We start from the raw sequence: 19036 nt of genomic DNA on the forward strand, positions 1-19036 counted from the left end.
CCGCACTAGCGTGGGGGTATGAAGACCATCCCCTTCGGATCCGCCACAGCCCCCGCCGTCGTCGCCGGAATGATGCGCATCGATGACAAGGATGATGCGCAGATCCGCGAACTGTACGACACCGCCCGCAATGCCGGCATCGACTTCTTCGATCATGCCGACATCTACGGCGGCAGCATGCACTTCTGCGAAAGCCGCTTCGCCGATGCGCTGGACCTCACGGCCGCCGAGCGCGACGAGATCGTGCTGCAGACCAAGTGCGGCATCCACCCCGCCGAGGGCACGTTCGACTTCTCATACGAGCACATCGTCCGCCAGGTCGAGGGGTCGCTCGCGGCGCTTCGCACAGACCACATCGACGTTCTCCTGCTGCACCGCCCCGACGCGCTGGTCGAGCCCGAGGAGGTCGCCAGGGCGTTCGACGAGCTCGAGGCCGCAGGCAAGGTCCGCTCGTTCGGCGTCTCGAACCACACGCCGCGGCAGATCGACCTCCTGCGCACCGCGGTCACTCAGCCCCTGGTCGCCAATCAGCTGCAGCTGTCGATCACGCACGCGCCGATCCTCGCGCAGCCGGTCGCCGCGAACATGGCAGGCGAGGACCAGAGCATCGTCCGCGACGGCGGAGGCATCGTCGAGTACTGCCGCATCAACGGCATCACGATCCAGGCATGGTCGCCCTTCCAGGGCGGCTTCTTCACGGGGGTGTTCCTCTGCAACCCCGAGTATGCCGAGCTCAACGCCGTGATCGATCGGCTGGCTGCGTCGTACGCGGTCGCACCGATCGCGATCGCGACGGCGTGGATCACGCGTCACCCCGCGAAGATGCAGGTCGTGCTCGGAACCACGACCCCGCAGCGGGTGCAGGATGCCGCTGCCGGCGCCGACATCGAGCTCACGCGCGCCGAGTGGTACGAGCTCTTCCGCGCGGCGGGTCACCTGCTCCCGTAGCAGGCGCGCGAGACGCGGGCGTCGTCTACCCTGAACACATGCCGTTCCTGTTCTCGCTCCTCGTCATCGCGCTGATGATCGGCGCGCTGGTCGACATCATCCGCCGAGACGACGCGCAGGTGAGATTCCTGCCGAAGATGGCGTGGATCATCATCGTGATCCTCCTGCCGCTGATCGGCGGTCTGCTGTGGTTCGCGATCGGCAGGGAGTACTCGGAGGCGGGTCTGCGGCTGCCCCGGATGCGGCCGGCTGCGCGCCCCGCGACCCGCCGACCCGAGCTACGCCAGGCCCCGCCGGTCGACGCTCGCAGCACGGAGCAGCAGATCGCGGATCTCGATCGTGAGATCGAGGAGTGGCGGCTGCGTCAGGAGATCGAGAAGCGCCGGCGAGACGAGGGCGACGCGTCGTCGAGCGGGGCCGCGGACACGTCGAGCTAGCCGACGCGCTCGAGATCGAAGGACTCCCGCAGGGCGTCTTCGAGGTGGGGATACGCGAACTCGAACCCGGCGAGCGTCAGCTTCTCGGGGATGACCCACCGGCTCTTGAGGATCAGCTCGGTCTCGGTGCGGATGCCGATGGCGCCGAGCTCGAGCATCCACCGAGGCATCGGCGGACCGACGCGCACCTCCAGCAACCGCCGCACGGTGGCCATGAAGTCGGCGTTGTCGGTCGGATTCGGAGATGCGGCGTTCACGGGCCCGTCGAGGGTCGGCGTGACCTCGAGGAAATCGATGATGCGGGCGACGTCCTCGACGTGCACCCAGCTGAACCGCTGTCGTCCGCGGCGTGCGCCGGGGCGGTGGCCCGTGCCCGCGGCGCGGCGTGCGCGGCTGATCGGCCAGCGCCCGTCGTGCTGCGCCCCTCCGAGGCCGAGTCGTGCCAGGTTCTTCAGCGGGCCGAGCACGCCGCCGTGGCCGAGCACGATCGCACTGCGCAGGGCCACCCGCCGCGTCCGGGGGAGGTCGTCCGCGAACAACGCGCGCTCCCACGCCTTGGCCACCTCGACGGAGAACCCCGTGCCGATCTCGCCCGACGACTCGGTCATCGGACGCTCTTCGGCATGACGGTAGACGGTCGCCGTCGAGGAGTTGACCCACAGTGGGGGAGGATTCGCGGCCTTCGCGATGGCGGAGCTCAGCGACGAGGTCGTGTCGAGCCGCGAGCGGAAGATCGCGGCGCGGTTCTCGGGCGTATAGCGGCAGTTCACGCTCTTGCCCGCCAGGCCGATCACGAGCGACGCACCGTCGACGGCCCGATCGATCGCCGCCTGGTCTCCCCAGGAGATGTCGGCGCCGGATCGCGAGACGGTGATCACCTCCCGCCCCGCTGACCGCAGACGGGGGATCAGGTACTGCCCCATGAAGCCGGTCGATCCGCCGATCACGACGGGTCCTGCGGAGCGGGGCATCGGATCCGTCACGGGGTCTCGCTCTCGATCGCGTACTCGAAGAATCCCGTGTACTCGTAGACGCGGCCGAGCAGCGGGGCGTCGATGGTCATGTTCACGTGGTGCCGCTCGCGCTGTTCGTCCCAGCGCTCGACGAGACCGATGCGCGGACTCAGGAAGCGCGGAGCGGTGATGCGCAGCCGCCCGAACCGCATCCCGACCCGGCGGATGGTCAGCACGACGGCACCGTCACGCACGTCGATGTCGAAGGTCGTGACGACCGTGCGACGGGGGCCGATCTCGTTGCGGAGGATGCGGTTCGCGCCGAGGGAGACGACGTCGGGCATGACCCAGGTGCGTCCTGGGAGATCGAAGTGCCTGACGGCCAGCGCCTCGCCCGCGACCGTGCGGTTCTCGATGCGGAACGGGACGTCGTGTTCCCATCCGGCGAACGCGACTCCGAGGGATTCCGCGATGCGGAACACCGGCCACAACCAGCGATGGCGCGAGCCCGCGCTCGTGAACACGCCCGTGCCGACTCCGACATGCCCGTCGGGGATGGTGCGGAAATACCAGGCGGTCTTCGGGTGGAGTTCCGAGATGCGTTCGCCGAGCGCGCGCTCGTAGGGCGACCGTCGATCAGTGCCGGGTGCTGTCACACCCTCACCCTAGCGAGAGGTCGGACGCAGCAGTCGATCGAGCAGGGCGAGTGCCTCATGCTGCGGCGCGGTGTCGTCGAGGAGCCACTGCGTCTGCAGGCCGTCGGAGGCGGCCACGACCAGGGCGGCGACGGCCTCGGCATCCACGTCCTCGCGTATGAGACCCGTGTCCTGCTGTTCTCGCACGAGCGCGGCCATGTCTGTGCGCAACCGCGCGAAGCGCGTCGTCGCGAACTCGCGGGCAGCCGGGTGCCCTTCTTCGAGTGCGGTCGCGACGAGCATGGAGTAGAGCTGGACGAGCCCGGGGACCTCGCGGTTGGTGCGCGCGGACTCGATCATCCGCTCGACCGGCGTCGCCTCGGCCGGGAGGGCGTCGGGCTGTTGGCGACCGGGCGCCGTGCTCTCCTGGTAGACCGCGACGAGCAGCTCCTCCAGCGACCCGAAGTAGTGGGTGAGGGCCGCGTGAGTGACGCCGACGGCACTGGCGATGGAGCGGAGGCTCGTGCGGTCGGCTCCGCGTGCGGCGAAGACCTCGATGGCGCGATCGAGGATCTCCTGGCGACGGGCGATGCCCTTCGCGTAGGCACCGCGCTGCCGCGGGCGATCCTGATCCTGACTCATGAGGCGAGTCTACAGATTGAAAACTTCCGCGCGGAGGTATTTGGTGATAGCGTGCTCGGACAGACGGGTGAAGGCAGCCCGCACGTCACCGACGACCGAAGGAGACCCCGTGGCGATTCAGACTTCCATCCAGCTGTTCACGATCAAGGATCAGCTCGAGACCGACCTCGAAGGCTCGCTGAAAGAGGTGGCCGCCAGAGGCTTCACGGCCGTCGAGCCCTACGACTTCGTGCGCCGGGCTCAGCCGCTCGCCGACGCCCTGTCTGCGGCGGGCCTGACCGCTCCCTCCGGCCACGCGTTCCTCGCCTCCGAGTCGTTCGTCAACCCGGACGGCAGTGGAACCACTCTTCCGGTGCCGTCGCCCGCCGAGGTGTTCGCCGCGGCGAAGGTGCTCGGCATGGGCACCGTCATCGACCCCTACACGGAGCCCGCGCGCTGGGAGTCGATCGATCAGATCGAGCAGACCGCGCGCCTGCTCAACGAGGCGGCCGCCGTCGGCGCGACCGTCGACGTGCGCGTCGGCTACCACAACCACGCCCATGAGCTCGAGGCCGTCTTCGACGGCGTCACCGGACTCGAGGTGCTCGCCGGCCTGCTCGACGAGCGTGTCGTGCTCGAGGTCGACCTCTACTGGGTCGCACGCGGCGGGGTCGACCCGGTCGCCCTGCTGCAGCGCCTCGGGGACCGCGTGATCGCGGTGCACGCCAAGGACGGCACGCTCGATCCCGCGCTCCTGAGCGCCTACCCGCCCGCCGATCAGGTGGCAGCCGGCGAGGGCACCGTGCCGCTCATCGAGGCCATCGCGGCCGCCCCCGCTCTCGAGCTCGCGATCGTCGAGTTCGACCACTTCGACGGCGACCTCTGGGATGCGGTCGAGCGCAGCCGCGTCTACCTCGACGAGAAGGTCGCCGGCTGATGGCGATCGGCAACGGACCCGTCGGCGTCGGGATCATCGGCGCGGGCAACATCAGCGACCAGTATCTGTCGAACCTCACGACCTTCCCCGACGTGCGCGTGATCGCCGTCGGCGATCTGCTCGAGGACCGCGCGAAGGCGCAGGCCGAGAAGTACGGCGTTCCTCGCGCGGGCGGTGTCGAGCTCGTGCTGAACGACCCCGAGATCGACATCGTCGTGAACCTGACGATCCCCTCCGTGCACGTCGAGGTGTCGGAGGCGATCCTCGCCGCCGGCAAGCACGTGTGGACGGAGAAGCCGATCGGCGTCAGCCGCGACGAGTCGCAGCGCCTGCTGCAGAGGGCGGAGGCCGCCGGTCTCCGTGTCGGCGTCGCCCCCGACACCGTGCTCGGACCCGGCGTGCAGACCGCGAAGCGCGCGATCGCCCGCGGCGACATCGGTCGTCCCCTCTTCGCCCAGACCACGTTCCAGTGGCAGGGGCCGGAGATCTTCCATCCGAACCCCGCGTTCCTGTATGCCAAGGGTGCGGGTCCGCTGCTCGACATGGGGCCGTACTACGTCTCGGCGCTCGTGCACGTGTTCGGTCCGGTGGCGGCCGTCGCAGCCCTCGGACTCCAGGGTGCTCCGACGCGCACGGTGCAGGTGGGAGAGCTCGCCGGACAGGAGTTCCCGGTCGAGATCCCGTCGACGCTGAGCGTGCTGATGGACTTCGAGCAGGGCGGACAGGCGCAGAGCCTCTACAGCACCGACTCACCTCTGCTGCGCCAGGGCATCGTCGAGATCACGGGCACCGAGGGCACGATCGTGATCCCCGACCCCAACACGTTCGGCGGACCGATCACGATCACGCGACCGCTGTCCCGCGTGTTCGTGCCGCCGGAACCGACCGTGCAGGACGTCGTCGACGTCGAGCAGGAGGGCGTGCTCTCGGGACGCGGCGTCGGTCTGCTGGACATGGCGCGGTCGATCGCCGCCGGCCGGACGCATGTCGCCACGGGGGAATTCGGCTATCACGTGCTCGACACGCTGCTGTCGATCGAAGAGGCCGCCGAATCGCGCAGCTTCGTGCAGGTCGAGAGCACGATCGACGAGGTGGGCTCGCTGGATGCCGACTTCGATCCCTTCGAGGCGACTCTCTGAGGTCAGCCGCTGTGGCGGCGGCGGTGCGGTCAGCGCGCCTTCGTCGCCACATAGCGGTCGACGTTCGCGGGTGAGAGCACCTCGCGGGCGACCATGATCGCGGCGCCCAGCACGGCGGCCCGGTCACCCGCCTGCGACTGCACGATGGCGAGGTGCTGGGTCGCCAGGGGGATGGATCGTCGATAGACGACCTCGCGCACCCCGGCGAGAAGGTGCTCGCCGGCGCGGGCGATGCTGCCGCCCAGCACGATGATCGACGGGTTGAGCAGATTGACGACGGTCGCGAGCACCTCGCCGACATCTCGGCCGGCCTGACGGGTCGCCTCGATCGCAGCGGCATTGCCCGAGCGGACGAGGTCGACCACATCTGCGGGACTGTGCGCCGCAAGCCCGGCCTCCCGCAGAGCTGCGGCCAGCGCCGACCCGCTCGCGAGCGCTTCGAGGTCGCGCTCGTCGCCGGGCTCCCTCGTCGAGCCTGCGCCGCTCGGCACCTGGACGTGCCCCAGATCGCCGGCCGATCCCTGCGCGCCGCGCTGCAGCTGTCCGCCGGCGATGATGCCGGACCCGATGCCGGTCGAGACCTTCACGAACACGAGGTCATCGACGTGCGGCCACGTGGTGGCCTGCTCGCCGAGCGCGAGGATGTTCACGTCGTTGTCGACGAGCACCGGCACGTCGAACGTGCGCTGCACGTAGGCGGGGATGTCGAAGCGGTCCCAGCCGGGCATGATCGGCGGGTTGGTCGGTCGCCCGGTCGAATGCTCGACGGGACCCGGCACGCCGATGCCCACCCCGAGCAGCGGGATGCCGGCAGCGCGGGAGGCCTCGAGGAGAGCGCCCGCATCGTCGAGGATCAGATCGAGGAGGCTCTCGGGCCCGTCGCCGATGTCGATCGTGCGGGTGCGCGAGTCGAGGATCACGCCGGCGAGATCGGCGACGGCACTGGTGGCGTGAGTGGCACCGAGGTCGACGGCGAGCACGACTCCGGCACGGGAGTTGAAGGCGAGTCGCGCAGGCGGTCGGCCGCCCGTCGAGACCGCCTCGCCTGCCGGTCGCAGCAGGTCGGCGGCGAGCAGGGCATCGACCCGCAGCGCGACGGTCGACCGCGCGAGACCCGTGATGGTCGCGAGCTCGGCTTTGGTGCGGGCGGTGCCGTCGCGAAGGATCTGGAAGATCTCGCCCGCCCCGGGATTCGCCGCCGCGGCGGTGCGGAGTGCGTCGACCATTGCGTCAGTAAACCACAGACTTGCGCCACCGCTCGGTCGACTTCCGATTCGTTACGAAGAACTTTTGACGAATACCTAGCAAAAGTCGAGGAGCCGTGTCAGACTCACCGCCATGACAACGGATGTCACAGACACCGGTCTCGGGACGATCCGAGTCGGCATCCTCGGCGGGGGATTCATGGCTCGCGTGCATCGCACCGCGGCCAGGGACGCGGGAGGCGAGTTCCGCGCCGTCGCCACCGGCTCCCTCGCGGGCGGGCGTCAGGCCGCGGACGAACTCGGCGCCGTGCGTGCTGAGGCCGATGCCGCCGCTCTCCTCGCGGCCGATGACATCGACGTCGTCCACATCTGCACCCCCAACGCCACGCACGCCGGACTTGCGCTGCGCGCGCTCGAAGCCGGCAAGCATGTCATCTGCGAGAAGCCCCTCGCCACGAACGCGGCGGACGCCCGTGAACTCGCACGGGTCGCCGGGTCTCTCGGCCGCGTCACCGCGGTTCCCTTCGTCTACCGCTACCACCCGATGGTGCGGGAGGCGCGGGCCCGCGTCGCCCTGGGCGGCATCGGGGAGCTCCTCACCCTCGACTGCTCGTACCTGCAGGACTGGATGCTCCTCTCCACGGACGATGACTGGCGGGTGCGGTCGGCATCCGGCGGGGCATCACGGGCGTTCGCCGACATCGGCTCGCACCTCTGCGACCTCATCGAGTTCGTGACGGGCCAGCGGATCCGGTCGCTGAGCGCCCGCACCCGCCGGGTGTTCGCCGAGCGAGCCGGACGGGCGGTCGACACGGAGGACATCGTCGCGATCCTCGTCGAGACCGAGTCCGGTGCCCTCGGCACCCTGCTCGTCTCGCAGATGGCCGCCGGACGCAAGAACGCCCTGACTCTCGAACTCCACGGGACCAGGCAGACCCTGCGCTTCGAGCAGGAACGCCCGGAGGAGCTGTGGATCGGCATGCGAGAGGAGTCCCGGCTGCTGCTGCGCGACCCCTCCACCGCATCGCCCGACTCGGCTCGTCTGCAGCGGGTGCCCTCGGGGCATGCCATGGGCTATCAGGACGCGTTCAACGGCTTCATCGCCGACGTGTATGCGGCGATCGGCGGCGCGACCCCCGACGGGCTGCCCACGTTCGAGGACGGTGTCCGCTCGGCGGTGCTCACCGAGGCGGTCCTCGCCTCGGCGGCCGCGGACGGACGATGGACGGAGGTGGCGGCATGACCGCGACGATCACACAGCCGGTGCTCGAGGTCTCGGGCATCCGCAAGTCGTTCTTCGGAGTGGAGGTGCTGAAGGGCATCGACTTCGATGTGCGTCCGGGGGAGGTGCACGGACTCGTCGGCGAGAACGGCGCGGGCAAGTCCACGCTCATGAAGATCATCGCCGGGGTGCAGCCCGCCGACGACGGCGTGGTGCGCTACCGCGGCGCGGAGGTGCGGCACGCACACCCGCGGCAGGCGATGGATGACGGCATCGTGACCGTCTTCCAGGAGTTCACGCTGCTGCCCGAGCGCACGGTCGCGCAGAACGTGTATCTCGGACGTGAGCCCCGACGCGGCGGCTTCGTCGATCAGAAGGCGATGATCCGTCGCACCGGCGAGCTCCTCGCCGACCTCGGCGTCTCGTTCATCGACCCGCAGGCCCGGGTCGGTTCGCTGACCGTCGCCGAGCAGCAGATCGTCGAGATCGTCAAGGCGCTGTCGTTCGAGGCGCAGGTCATCTCGATGGATGAGCCCACCGCCGCGCTGAGCGACCGCGAGGTCGAGCTGCTGTACGCGATCATCCGCCGGCTCACGTCTCGCGGGGTGGCGGTGATCTACGTCTCGCACCGGCTCAAGGAGATCTTCGACCTGTGCGACCGCATCACGATCCTCAAAGACGGCGCTCTGGTCTCGACCGATGAGACGAGCGCCCTGACGACCGACGAACTCGTGCGCCGAATGGTCGGCCGATCCATCCAGTCGTACTACCCGGATGCCGTGGCCGGCACCGTCGTCGGCGAGCCGCGGCTCGAGCTCGACGGCTGCGGCAACGCCTTCGTCGACGGCGTCTCGCTCACCCTCCGCGCCGGGGAGATCGTCGGGATCGCCGGGCTCCAGGGGTCCGGACGCACCGAACTGGTCGAGGGGATCTTCGGCATCGACCCGTTCGTGCGGGGCTCGATGCGGGTCGACGGCTCATCGACGCGCATCACGAGCGCCAGGGCGGCGGTGCGCGCGGGACTCGCCCTCGTCTCGGAGGATCGCAAGGCCCAGGGACTGGCGCTCGGGCAGTCGGTGCTCGACAACACCCTGCTCGTGATCCGCAGCGTCTTCACCGCTCGCACCGCCTCGTCCCGTCGAGAGGTGCCGGGGGTGCTCAGCTCGCTGGAGATCAGCTCCCGCGGTCTCGACCAGGAGGTGCGCTTCCTCTCGGGCGGCAACCAGCAGAAGGTCGTGCTCGCCAAGTGGCTGCTCACACAGCCGCAGATCGTGCTCTTCGACGAGCCGACCCGCGGTATCGACGTCGGTGCGAAGTACGCGGTGTACCAGCTCATGCGCGACCTCGCGGCACAGGGCAAGGCGGTGCTGATGGTGTCGAGCGAGCTGCCGGAGGTGATCGGCATGAGCGATCGGATTCTCGTGATGCACGACGGCGAGCTGGTCGCCGAGCTGCCGGCGGGTTCCGCGGAGCACGAGATCCTCGGCGCAGCCACGGGCGCGACGGTCGACGGGGGTGCACGATGAAGAGACTTCGGATCGACTCGACCGTCATCGTCCTCGGGATCCTCATCCTGACGCTCATCGTCGGCGCCATCCTCGTCGGCACCGTCGGTCGCAACTTCTTCAGTCCCGGCAACATCCGCGACATCCTCACCGGCATGAGCGTCCTCGGGCTCGTCGCGATCGGGCAGACCCTCGTGGTGCTGGGCGCGTCGCTCGACCTGTCGGTGACCTACGTCGTGAGTCTGTCGAGCCTCCTGGCGGCGACGATCATGAACGGCAACCCCGGGAACATCCCGGCCGCGGTCTCGATCACTCTGCTCGTCTGCGCCGGGATCGGTCTGGTCAACGGACTCATCGTCACCGTGCTGAAGGTCAACGGGTTCATCGCGACGCTCGGCGTGGGGCTGATCCTGCAGGGGATCCTGAACACCAACTTCGAGGGCTCGGCGGGCAGCGTGCCGTGGGAGTTCCAGCTCATCGGCGCCACCGGCGTCGGGCCCGTGCCGGTGTCGACGATCATCATGATCGCGCTCGCCGTCGTCGTCTGGCTGCTGCTGAACCGCACGCGCACCGGCGCCCACCTGTATGCGGTCGGCGGCGACCCCGAGATCGCGCGCCTGTCGGGGGTGCGCACCCGCCCGCCGCTGATCGCCGCGCACGTGCTGTGCTCCGTCTTCGCGGGCCTCGCCGGCCTGCTGCTCGCCAGCCGTCTCGGCGTCGGCAGTCCCACGGTCGGGCAGCAGGGCGGCTACGCGCTGCTGTCGATCGCAGCCGTCGTGCTCGGAGGCACCCTGCTGCTCGGCGGACGCGGTTCGATCTGGGGTGCGATCGGCGGTGTCGCGATCCTCGCGGTCGTCGACAACGTGATGAGCGTCATGCAGGTCAACCCGTTCCTGAAGGACGTCGTCCGCGGCGTGGTGATCGTCGCCGCGGTGGCCGTCTACAGTCGTCGGTCGATCGTCAGTCGCCGTCCGCGCTTCGGCGCCGGCGGCACGAGAACCGGGGGAGACGACGCCGCCAAGGCGGCCGAGTCCGAGATGGCGGCCGCAGCATCCGAACTCGCCGATACGAGCACCGTGGCGGAAGGAGGCCGGTCGTGAACGCTCTGCGCACACTCGTGAGCCCTCGGGGCGCGGTGTTCCTGCTGCTGGTGATCCTGCTCGTCGCCGTCATGATCCTCAACCCGAGCTTCGCGGAGCCGGGGCAGTTCATGAGGTTCATCCAGCGCGTCGCACCGATCGCCATCGTCGCGATCGGCCAGTACTTCGTCATCATCGCGGGCGAGTTCGACCTGTCGCAGGGCTCGCTGATCACCGCGCAGGTGATCGTCGCCGGCAACCTCGTCGGGCAGGACGACTCCCGGACCGTGCCCGTGCTGCTGCTCATGATCGTCTTCGGGGTGGTCGTCGGACTCGTGAACGGCGTCATCACCACGCTGCTCAAGGTGCCCTCCTTCATCGTCACGCTGGGCATGATGCTCGCCCTTCTCGGCGGCGTCATGTGGTGGACCGGGGGAGCGGCCACGGGCAACCCGGCTGACAGCTTCCGCGAGATCGGCCGTGGCGGCATCCGTGACGTGCCGGTGCTCGAGTTCATCCCCTGGGCGGTGTTCATCCTGATCGGGTGGCTCGCGCTGGGCATCTGGATCACCAAGCGCCCGCTCGGCAAGCTCCTCATCGCGGTCGGCGACAACTCGACCGCGGTCGACTTCGCCGGGGCGCGCAGCGCCTGGGTGACGACACGGGCGTTCGTGATCTCGTCGCTCTCGGCCACGCTCTCCGCCGTGCTGCTCGTCGGGTACGCCGGGGTGCATCCCTCGGTCGGCCGCGGCTACGAGTTCGTCGCCATCACCGCCGTCGTCCTCGGCGGGGTCGTGCTCGGCGGAGGCCGGGGATGGATCGTCGCGGCGGCGGCGGGAGCCTTCGCGCTCGAGGCCCTCTTCATGCTGCTGAACATCGCGGGGGTCCCTTCGACGCTGCGAGACGCCGTGCAGGGCGTGATCATCATCGCCGCAGTGGCGTACTCCGCGGTCGCCTTCCGGGCACGGCGCCGGCGAGGCCCGCAGTCGTCTCCGGACGTTCCGCTCACAGAGACCTCAGAACCCGTAACAACCAGCACCATCCACACAGAAACCAGAGGAGATTAGCAATGCGACGATCGATGAAGATCGCCACCGCAGGGGTGGCTCTCTTCGGCCTCATCGCGCTCGCCGGGTGTACGACAGACCCGTCCGTGGCGCCGGCGGAGTCGGAGAACCCGGAGGAGTCGACCGAGACCACCGAATGGTTCGACCAGGAGCTGTTCGACAAGCAGATGGAGGAGCGGGGTGTCGAGCCCCAGGGGCCGGCGACCGAGCCGTATCTCCAGCACATCAACGCCGAGATGGTCGACACGTCGGAGTTCGCCAGCGAGGGGCCCAAGAAGGCCTGCTTCGCGAACGCCTCGATCTCGAACCCGTGGCGGCAGACGGGCTGGATCACGATGAACGAGCAGCTCAAGTCACTGCAGGAGGCCGGTGCGATCAGCGAGATGGAGACCCGCGACGCGCAGGACTCGGATGACACGCAGATCGCCGACATCGACTACTTCATCTCCGAGGGCGGCTGCGACGTCTTCCTCATCTCGCCCAACAGCACCGCGGCGATGACGCCGGCCGTCGAGCGCGCATGCGAGACCGGCAAGCCGGTGATCGTGTTCGACCGCGGCGTCGACACCGACTGCCCGGTCACGTTCATCCACCCGATCGGCGGATTCGCGTGGGGCATCGACACGGCCGAGTTCCTCATCGACAACCTCGAAGAGGGCGACAAGGTCGTGGCGCTGCGCATCCTCCCCGGAGTCGACGTGCTCGAGCACCGGTGGGCCGCTGCGGAGAAGCTCTTCGACGAGGCGGGGATCGAGGCCGTGGACTACTTCACGGGCGCCGACCCCGCGGAGATCAAGAGCATCATCAGCGACGAGCTCGCCAAGGGCGACGTGCAGGGAATCTGGATGGATGCCGGTGACGGCGCTGTCGCCGCGATCGAAGCCTTCGAAGATGCCGGCGCCGACTACCCGGTGATGACCGGCGAGGACGAGATGAGCTTCCTCCGCAAGTGGAAGGACACGGGTCTCACGGGCCTTGCCCCGGTGTACTCGAACTTCCAGTGGCGCACGCCGCTGCTCGCCGCGCAGATGATCTTCGCCGGCGAAGAGGTTCCGAAGGAGTGGGTGCTCCCGCAGAAGCCGATCACCGAAGCAGAGCTCGACGACTACCTCGCCGCCAACGAGGGAATGCCGGACGGGCACTACGCGAAGTTCGGCGGGGAGAACCTTCCCGGTTACCCGACCGTCTGGCAGGAACGCCAGATCCCGTAACCCGCGGTGATGCTCCCACCCTTCCCCTCTGCGCCTCGCGGATGGGAGGGTGGGAGCACTCGCGTCATCCCCGAAGGAGCAGGATGCCTCGCACGATCGCCGTCAACACGTGGGTGTGGACGTCTCCACTGACCGACGCGACTCTCGAGCCGCTCGCGCGGAAGGCGGCGGGGATGGGGTATCAGGCGCTCGAGCTTCCGCTCGAGAGCGTCGGGGACTGGGATCCGTCGCGAGCCCGCGACGTGCTCGACGACCTCGGCCTCGCTTCGATCGTCGTCGGGGCCATGGGCCCGCGGCGCTCGCTGCTCGCGCAGGCCGGTGATGTCGGGGCCACACAGGACTACCTGCGCTCGTGCATCGTGGCGGCCGCGACGCTCGGCTCCGCGGTCGTCGCCGGTCCCTTCTACGCACCCACCGGGGCTACCTGGCGGATGTCCGTCGAGGACCGTTCGCGAGTGGTGCGCGAGCTGCGCACGAACCTCGAGCCGGTCGCGGCCGAGGCCGCCTCCGCCGGGATCACCCTGGCCGTCGAACCGCTCAACCGCTACGAGACGAGCGTGCTCAACACGGTCGAGCAGAGCCTCGACGCGCTCGCACCGCTGCTCGGCGCAGGCGTCGGGCTCGCGCTCGACACCTACCACCTGAACATCGAGGAGAAGAAGCCCGCGGAGGCCATCCGCGCGGCGGGCTCGGCGATCGCGCACGTGCAGGTGTGCGGCAGCGATCGGGGCGCCGTGGGCGACGACCACACGGACTGGCCGGAGATCCTCCGTGCCCTCGACGATGCGGACTATCGAGGGCCGCTCGGGCTGGAGAGCTTCACGGGCGAGAACGCGACGATAGCCGTCGCCGCATCCGTCTGGCGACCACTCGCGGCGAGCCAGGACGAGCTCGCGGCCCGCAGCATCCAGGCGCTGAGAGCGCTCGGCACCTGACCCGTCACGCGATACGAAGGAGTGTCCATGACCACGCACCCGGTCACCCTGTTCACCGGCCAGTGGGCCGATCTGCCGTTCGAGGAGGTCGCCCGGCTGGCGGCCGAGTGGGGATACGACGGCCTCGAGGTCGCAGCATCCGGCGACCATCTCGACCTGCGGCGAGCCGACGAGGACGACGCCTACGTCGCCTCGCGCCGCGAGATCCTCGACCGGCACGGTCTGCAGATCTTCGCGATCTCGAACCATCTCGCGGGCCAGGCGGTGTGCGACGCCCCCATAGACTTCCGTCACCAGGCGATCCTGCGCGACTACGTGTGGGGCGACGGCGACTCCGAGGGCGTGCGCGCCCGTGCGGCGGACGACATGAAGCGGGCGGCGCGGGTCGCGCGCAAGCTCGACGTCGACACCGTCGTCGGATTCACCGGCTCATCGATCTGGCCCTATGTGGCGATGTTCCCGCCGGTACCGGCATCCGTCATCGAAGGCGGGTTCGAGGACTTCGCCGCGCGCTGGAACCCGATCCTCGACGTGTTCGACGGCGAGGGCGTGCGGTTCGCGCACGAAGTGCACCCCGGTGAGATCGCCTACGACTACTGGTCGTCCGTGCGGGCGCTGGAGGCGATCGACCACCGCGGGGCGTTCGGATTCAACTGGGACCCGTCGCACATGATGTGGCAGAACATCGATCCCGTCGGGTTCATCGTCGACTTCGCCGACCGGATCTACCACGTGGACTGCAAGGACACCCGGATGCGACCGCACAACGGGCGTGCGGGCGTGCTCGGATCGCATCTGCCGTGGGGCGACCCCCGACGCGGGTGGGACTTCGTCTCGACCGGCCACGGCGACGTGCCCTGGGAGGACGCGTTCCGCGCGCTCGAGGCGATCGGATACGACGGCCCCATCTCGATCGAATGGGAGGACGCGGGAATGGACCGCCTGCACGGCGCGCCGGAGGCCCTCGCCTACGTGCGGTCGCTGCTCTGGCCCGCGCCCACCGCCGCGTTCGACGCCGCCTTCAGCAGCCAGCAGACCGGAGATCCCGCATGACCATCCAGCACACCGTCGTCTTCCGCCTCGTGCACGAGGCGGGCAGCCCCGAGGAGCGCGAGTTCCTCGCGACGGGCAGAGCGGTGCTCACGTCGATCCCCGGTGTCGAGGACTTCACGATCCGTCGCCAGGTGAGCCCGAAGAGCGACCTCGAGCATCAGTTCTCGATGGTGTTCCGCGACCGCGATGCGTACCGCTCCTACGACGCGCACCCCGCGCACACCGCGTTCGTCTCGGAACGCTGGGTGCCCGAGGTCGCGGCGTTCCAGGAGTATGACTTCGAGGAGTGACGACGTGACCGGCGGCGCGGATCAGACCGAGTCGCGCAGCTTCACCAGGCGCTCGTGGCCGGTCTCCTCGAGCTCCGCGATGCTCTCGCGCGACTTGAGGAAGTCCGAGAACGAGCGGTAGCCGAGGGCCTTCTCGCTGAACGACGGGTCCATGCGACGCATGTGCGTCTTCACCGCCGAGCTGTGCAGCCACTCGTCGGCATCGGCCTTGTCGTGCCCGAGGCGCAGCGCGCGATGCAGCAGCTCCGTCGCCTCGCCCTGCTCGGTGCCCTCTCCGTGCTCGTCGAGCTTCGCGGACGACGACGGTGCCGCAGCGGTCGCCGCCGCTGCGGCGGCCTTCGCCTTGGCGGCCTTCGTCGGCGGTCGCGACTTGGCCTTCGCGGCGGGCTCGGCGGCCGGCTCGGCCACAGGCTCGACGGCGACCTCGGGAACGGTGACGACGGGCGCGGGCGCGGTCTTGCTCGGGCGCACCACACCGGGAAGCGAGTCGTACGCCTCGAACTCGTCGCACGCGGCGGCGAGGGACTTCGCGGTGGACCCCGCGACGCCGACGCCGATGACGTAGCGACCCAGACGCTTGCAGCGCTGTGCGAGCGGGACGTAGTCGCTGTCTCCGGCGACGATCACGACGTGCGTGAGGTCGGGCAGACGGAACATGTCCTCGACCGCGTCGACGGCGAGGCGGATGTCCGCGCCGTTCTTCGCGTAGGCGGCGGCCGGGAACAGCTGCACGAGGTCGACGGCGCGGGCCACGAGCTGCGACCGGTAGACCGCGTTCACGGGCGACGACCAGTCGGCGTACGCCCGGGTGAGCACGAGCGTGCCGAAGGAGGCCGCGTAGTCGATGATCGCGCCGACCTCGATCATGGCGCGGGACAGCCGCTCCGTGACCTCCGGATCGGTCGGGTTCTCGGTGATCCGCTGGCGGTCCTTGCCATAGGCGTTCCGTCCGTGCACACGGTCGTACCAGGAGATGACGATGTTGTCGAAGTCCAGGTAGACGGCGACGCGGGCGTCGGTGGCCTCAGCCATGGTTCACTCCTTCGCGCGGGTAGCGCACGCCGATCTGCGCGCGGATCTCGTCGAGGGTGCCCATGATCGCGACGCTCTCGGCGATCGGCAGGATGTCGCCCTCGAGCACGCCGTCGCCCACGAGGCGCTCGGCCGCGAGGGCCTGGTACTGCATGCCGCGACCGTCGACCTCCGACACGTACTCCTCGACGACCGTGCCGTCCGGCTGCACGACGCGGAACGTGGTGGGGGTGTACCAGACGCGGTCGAGGTCGATGCGCGCCGTCGTGCCGATGATGCTCGCCGCGTTGGGGCCCGCGGCACGCGACGACGAGAGCGTCGTCGAGATCGCTCCGCCGTCGTGGGTCATGACGGTGGCGACCTCGGCATCCGCTCCGGTCTCGATCAGGCGCCCGACGGCGTGGATGCCGGTCGGGGCGCCGAGGATGTCCCACACGAAGGAGATCGGGTAGATCCCGAGGTCGAGGAGGGCACCGCCGCCGAGCTCGAGGGCGTTGAGGCGGTGCTCGGGGTCGGAGGGGAGCAGCTGGGTGTGGTCGGCGCTCACGGCGCGGATCTCACCGAGGGTCCCGGCGGCGATGATCTCGCGGATGCGGGCCATGTGCGGCAGGTAGCGCGTCCACATCGCCTCCATCGCGAGCAGACCCCGGTCGGCGGCCAGACGCTGCAGGTCCTCCGCCTCCGAGTGGTTGAGGGTGAACGCCTTCTCGACCAGCACGTGCTTGCCGGCTTCGAGCGCGAGGCGGGCATTCTCATGATGCATCGGGTGCGGGGTCGAGACGTAGATGATGTCGACCTCGGGGTCGGCGACGAGCGCCTCGTACGAGGGATGCGCGCGCGGGATGTCGAAGCGGGCGGCGAAGGCGTCGGCCGATTCCTGCGAGCGCGAGCCGACCGCCACGAGATCGAGCCCGGCGGTGCGCAGATCGGATGCGAACGCGCCGGCGATGCCGCCGGTCGCGAGGATTCCCCAACGAAGACCAGTCATCATCTCAGCGTAGGGGGTGGAGGCTGAGCACGGGGTGTTCAGACCAGGGCATCCGGGGGCGGCCGGAACGGATGCCGTTCAGACGAGCGCGAACGCGCGGTCGAGGTCGGCGATCAGATCGCTCGGATCCTCCAGCCCGGCCGACAGGCGCTTCGTGGCGAACTCGGTCATGCGGTCAGCACCGCGGTGCCCAGAGCGCGGGGGAGGAGGTCGAGGTCATGGTCCCATCCTCCGATCGGGCTCCGACACTCGGGGAGGATGTGTCGCCGTGTTGCGATCCGTTTCGCTGCGCTTCCCCGCCGATTGGCCCGCTGCCGAGCTCGCTCATACTTTCGGGTGCATGACCGAACCCCTCATCATCGGCGCCATGGTGCGCACTCTCGGCGCGTATCCCTCCGGCTGGCGTCAGCCGGGCGCGCATCGCGACCCCTCGGCCGATGCCGAGATCCTCCGTCGCATCGCGCGAGAGGGAGAGGACGCGGGGCTCGACTACCTGTTCTTCGGTGATTGGCTGGCCACCGGGCCGGACCTCGAATTCCGCGACCCGTACCTGCTCGCGCGGATCGACCCGGTGAGCGCCGTGCTGTACCTCGCCGGGGTCACCTCTCGCATCGGCCTCATCGCGACGGTGAACACGACCTACGCCGATCCGTATGCGACGGCGCGCTCGCTCGCATCCCTCGACCTGCTGACAGGCGGTCGCGCCGGCGTCAACCTCGTCACCGGAGCCGAGCCACGAGCCGCGGGCAACCACGGTCGCGAAGCGCACGCCGACAACGAGAGCCGATACGACCGCGCCGAGGAGTTCGTCGTCGCCCTGCGCCGTCTGTGGGACTCGTGGAGCGAGGACGCCTGGATCGCGGATGCCGCACGCGGCGTGCTCATCGACCCGGACGGGCTCCGGGGTGCGGACCTCCGGGGCGAGCACGTGCGCGTCTCCGGACCGCTGAACGTCGCCCGCCCCCCGCAGGGGCGGATCCCTCTCGTGCACGCGGGCACTTCGCCGCGGTCGCGCGCGCTCGCCGCGACCGAGGCCGACCTCGCGCTCATCGCCGCCCCGAACATCGCCGATGCGATCGCCACCCGGCGGCAGCTGCGCGACATCGCGCTCCGATCAGGCCGCGCGCCCGAGGGGCTGGCGGTGATCGCGCCCGTGCTTCCTGTGGTCGCACCGACGGATGCCGACGCTCACCGCATCGTCGAACGGCTGCTCGCGCTCGTCCCGCTCGACGAGGGGCATCAGTCGTCCCGCACGGCATTCCCCGCGAACAGATCGGTCGTCGCGCTGGCCGACGCCCTGGGCGTCGGCGCCGACGAACCGCTGCGTTCCGCCGGCTTCGACGAGGTCGTGACCCGCGATCAGGCCGGGCGCCTCGGGGAGGCAGGGCAGGCGCTGATCGAGCGCCTGCGACTCATCGCCGGACTCCGCGTCGGGGATGACGGCGAGACGGCGCTGACCTGGCGCCACCTCGTCGCGGCCCATGCCGTGCCCGCCGCATTCGTGGTCGGCGACGCCGCGACGATCGCGGACCACTTCGAGACCTGGCGCGACCAGGGTGCAGCCGACGGGTTCAACGTGCTCTCCGCGTTCCAGCCCGCACAGTTCGAGGCCTTCACCCGCCTCGCCGCGCCCGAACTGCGTCGACGGGGCCTGCTCGGTCGCAGCGACGGAGCGCCCACCCCGCTGCGGGACCGTCTCGGCGTCGGCGTCGGCGTCGGCGTCGAGGTCGGCAGCGAGCAGCGTGCCGCATCATCGCTTCTCGTCCGCTGAACCGCGTC

Annotated in this window: 19 protein-coding genes; 13 read left to right on the forward strand and 6 right to left on the reverse strand. The window is 69.7% G+C overall.

What is annotated here, in order from left to right; translation table 11 throughout:
- Positions 1–18 precede the first annotated feature (18 nt).
- Together ASE34_RS15600 and ASE34_RS15605 are read left to right on the forward strand one after the other, a co-directional pair.
- Positions 19–948: an aldo/keto reductase gene (locus tag ASE34_RS15600; RefSeq protein ID WP_056279943.1), complete on the forward strand. Its 930-nt coding sequence runs from the start codon at positions 19–21 to the stop codon at positions 946–948.
- 38 nt (positions 949–986) lie between these two features.
- Positions 987–1385: a PLDc N-terminal domain-containing protein gene (locus ASE34_RS15605; RefSeq protein ID WP_056279945.1), complete on the forward strand. Its 399-nt coding sequence runs from the start codon at positions 987–989 to the stop codon at positions 1383–1385.
- On the opposite strand, the gene ASE34_RS15610 is transcribed toward ASE34_RS15605, so the two are convergent.
- The 3 genes from ASE34_RS15610 to ASE34_RS15620 are packed head-to-tail and all read right to left on the reverse strand — an operon-like array spanning position 1382 to position 3615.
- Entirely contained in the window at positions 1382–2356 is a 975-nt protein-coding gene (locus ASE34_RS15610; RefSeq protein ID WP_056280306.1) for an epimerase, read from the reverse strand. The two genes, ASE34_RS15605 and ASE34_RS15610, sit on opposite strands and share 4 nt — an antisense overlap.
- 8 nt (positions 2357–2364) lie before the next feature.
- Positions 2365–2994, reverse strand: a complete 630-nt coding sequence (locus ASE34_RS15615) for a DUF4166 domain-containing protein (protein ID WP_053097179.1) — start codon at positions 2992–2994, stop codon at positions 2365–2367.
- A gap of 9 nt (positions 2995–3003) precedes the next feature.
- Positions 3004–3615 (reverse strand): TetR/AcrR family transcriptional regulator, encoded by a 612-nt coding sequence (locus ASE34_RS15620; RefSeq protein WP_056279948.1) that lies wholly within the window; start codon positions 3613–3615, stop codon positions 3004–3006.
- Positions 3616–3724: 109 nt separating this feature from the next.
- Between ASE34_RS15620 and ASE34_RS15625 the strand changes: the two genes are divergently transcribed.
- Together ASE34_RS15625 and ASE34_RS15630 are read left to right on the forward strand one after the other, a co-directional pair.
- Positions 3725–4531 carry a sugar phosphate isomerase/epimerase family protein gene (locus tag ASE34_RS15625; RefSeq protein ID WP_056279950.1) on the forward strand — a complete coding sequence of 269 codons (807 nt, stop codon included), beginning with the start codon at positions 3725–3727 and terminating at the stop codon, positions 4529–4531.
- Complete coding sequence (locus ASE34_RS15630) at positions 4531–5670, forward strand: Gfo/Idh/MocA family protein (RefSeq protein ID WP_056279952.1); 1140 nt, start codon at positions 4531–4533, stop codon at positions 5668–5670. The genes ASE34_RS15625 and ASE34_RS15630 overlap by 1 nt, the downstream gene beginning before the upstream one ends.
- Positions 5671–5699: 29 nt before the next feature.
- Here ASE34_RS15630 and ASE34_RS15635 read toward each other — a convergent pair whose 3' ends face one another.
- Positions 5700–6896, reverse strand: coding sequence for an ROK family transcriptional regulator (locus tag ASE34_RS15635; protein WP_056279954.1), 1197 nt, complete (start codon positions 6894–6896; stop codon positions 5700–5702).
- Between the two features lie 112 nt (positions 6897–7008).
- Here ASE34_RS15635 and ASE34_RS15640 point away from each other — a divergent pair, with 112 nt between their 5' ends.
- From ASE34_RS15640 to ASE34_RS15675, 8 genes are all read left to right on the forward strand, one after another.
- Complete coding sequence (locus tag ASE34_RS15640; protein WP_053097173.1) at positions 7009–8118, forward strand: Gfo/Idh/MocA family protein; 1110 nt, start codon at positions 7009–7011, stop codon at positions 8116–8118.
- Positions 8115–9623 carry a sugar ABC transporter ATP-binding protein gene (locus ASE34_RS15645; protein ID WP_053099192.1) on the forward strand — a complete coding sequence of 503 codons (1509 nt, stop codon included), beginning with the start codon at positions 8115–8117 and terminating at the stop codon, positions 9621–9623. The genes ASE34_RS15640 and ASE34_RS15645 overlap by 4 nt, the downstream gene beginning before the upstream one ends.
- Positions 9620–10702 (forward strand): ABC transporter permease, encoded by a 1083-nt coding sequence (locus ASE34_RS15650; RefSeq protein ID WP_056279956.1) that lies wholly within the window; start codon positions 9620–9622, stop codon positions 10700–10702. The genes ASE34_RS15645 and ASE34_RS15650 overlap by 4 nt, the downstream gene beginning before the upstream one ends.
- Positions 10699–11748 carry an ABC transporter permease gene (locus ASE34_RS15655; RefSeq protein ID WP_056279958.1) on the forward strand — a complete coding sequence of 350 codons (1050 nt, stop codon included), beginning with the start codon at positions 10699–10701 and terminating at the stop codon, positions 11746–11748. The genes ASE34_RS15650 and ASE34_RS15655 overlap by 4 nt, the downstream gene beginning before the upstream one ends.
- A 14-nt stretch (positions 11749–11762) precedes the next feature.
- Complete coding sequence (locus ASE34_RS15660; protein ID WP_372984213.1) at positions 11763–12959, forward strand: substrate-binding domain-containing protein; 1197 nt, start codon at positions 11763–11765, stop codon at positions 12957–12959.
- Positions 12960–13042: 83 nt separating this feature from the next.
- Positions 13043–13894, forward strand: a complete 852-nt coding sequence (locus ASE34_RS15665; RefSeq protein ID WP_056279961.1) for a sugar phosphate isomerase/epimerase family protein — start codon at positions 13043–13045, stop codon at positions 13892–13894.
- A gap of 27 nt (positions 13895–13921) precedes the next feature.
- A complete protein-coding gene (locus ASE34_RS15670; protein ID WP_056279963.1) occupies positions 13922–14947 on the forward strand; it encodes a sugar phosphate isomerase/epimerase family protein in 1026 nt (341 codons plus the stop codon).
- Entirely contained in the window at positions 14944–15237 is a 294-nt protein-coding gene (locus ASE34_RS15675; RefSeq protein ID WP_053097158.1) for a Dabb family protein, read from the forward strand. The genes ASE34_RS15670 and ASE34_RS15675 overlap by 4 nt, the downstream gene beginning before the upstream one ends.
- A gap of 21 nt (positions 15238–15258) precedes the next feature.
- On the opposite strand, the gene ASE34_RS15680 is transcribed toward ASE34_RS15675, so the two are convergent.
- On the reverse strand, positions 15259–16269 hold the full coding sequence (locus tag ASE34_RS15680) for an NYN domain-containing protein (protein ID WP_053097157.1): 1011 nt from the start codon (positions 16267–16269) through the stop codon (positions 15259–15261).
- A complete protein-coding gene (locus tag ASE34_RS15685; protein ID WP_056279965.1) occupies positions 16262–17257 on the reverse strand; it encodes a Gfo/Idh/MocA family protein in 996 nt (331 codons plus the stop codon). Before ASE34_RS15685 ends, ASE34_RS15680 begins: the two co-directional genes overlap by 8 nt.
- A 340-nt stretch (positions 17258–17597) precedes the next feature.
- Here ASE34_RS15685 and ASE34_RS15690 point away from each other — a divergent pair, with 340 nt between their 5' ends.
- Positions 17598–19028, forward strand: coding sequence for an NtaA/DmoA family FMN-dependent monooxygenase (locus ASE34_RS15690; RefSeq protein WP_082586681.1), 1431 nt, complete (start codon positions 17598–17600; stop codon positions 19026–19028).
- The last annotated feature ends 8 nt before the right edge of the window (positions 19029–19036 follow it).

The organism is Microbacterium sp. Root280D1, assembly GCF_001428975.1.
Classification (GTDB): Bacteria; Actinomycetota; Actinomycetes; order Actinomycetales; family Microbacteriaceae; genus Microbacterium.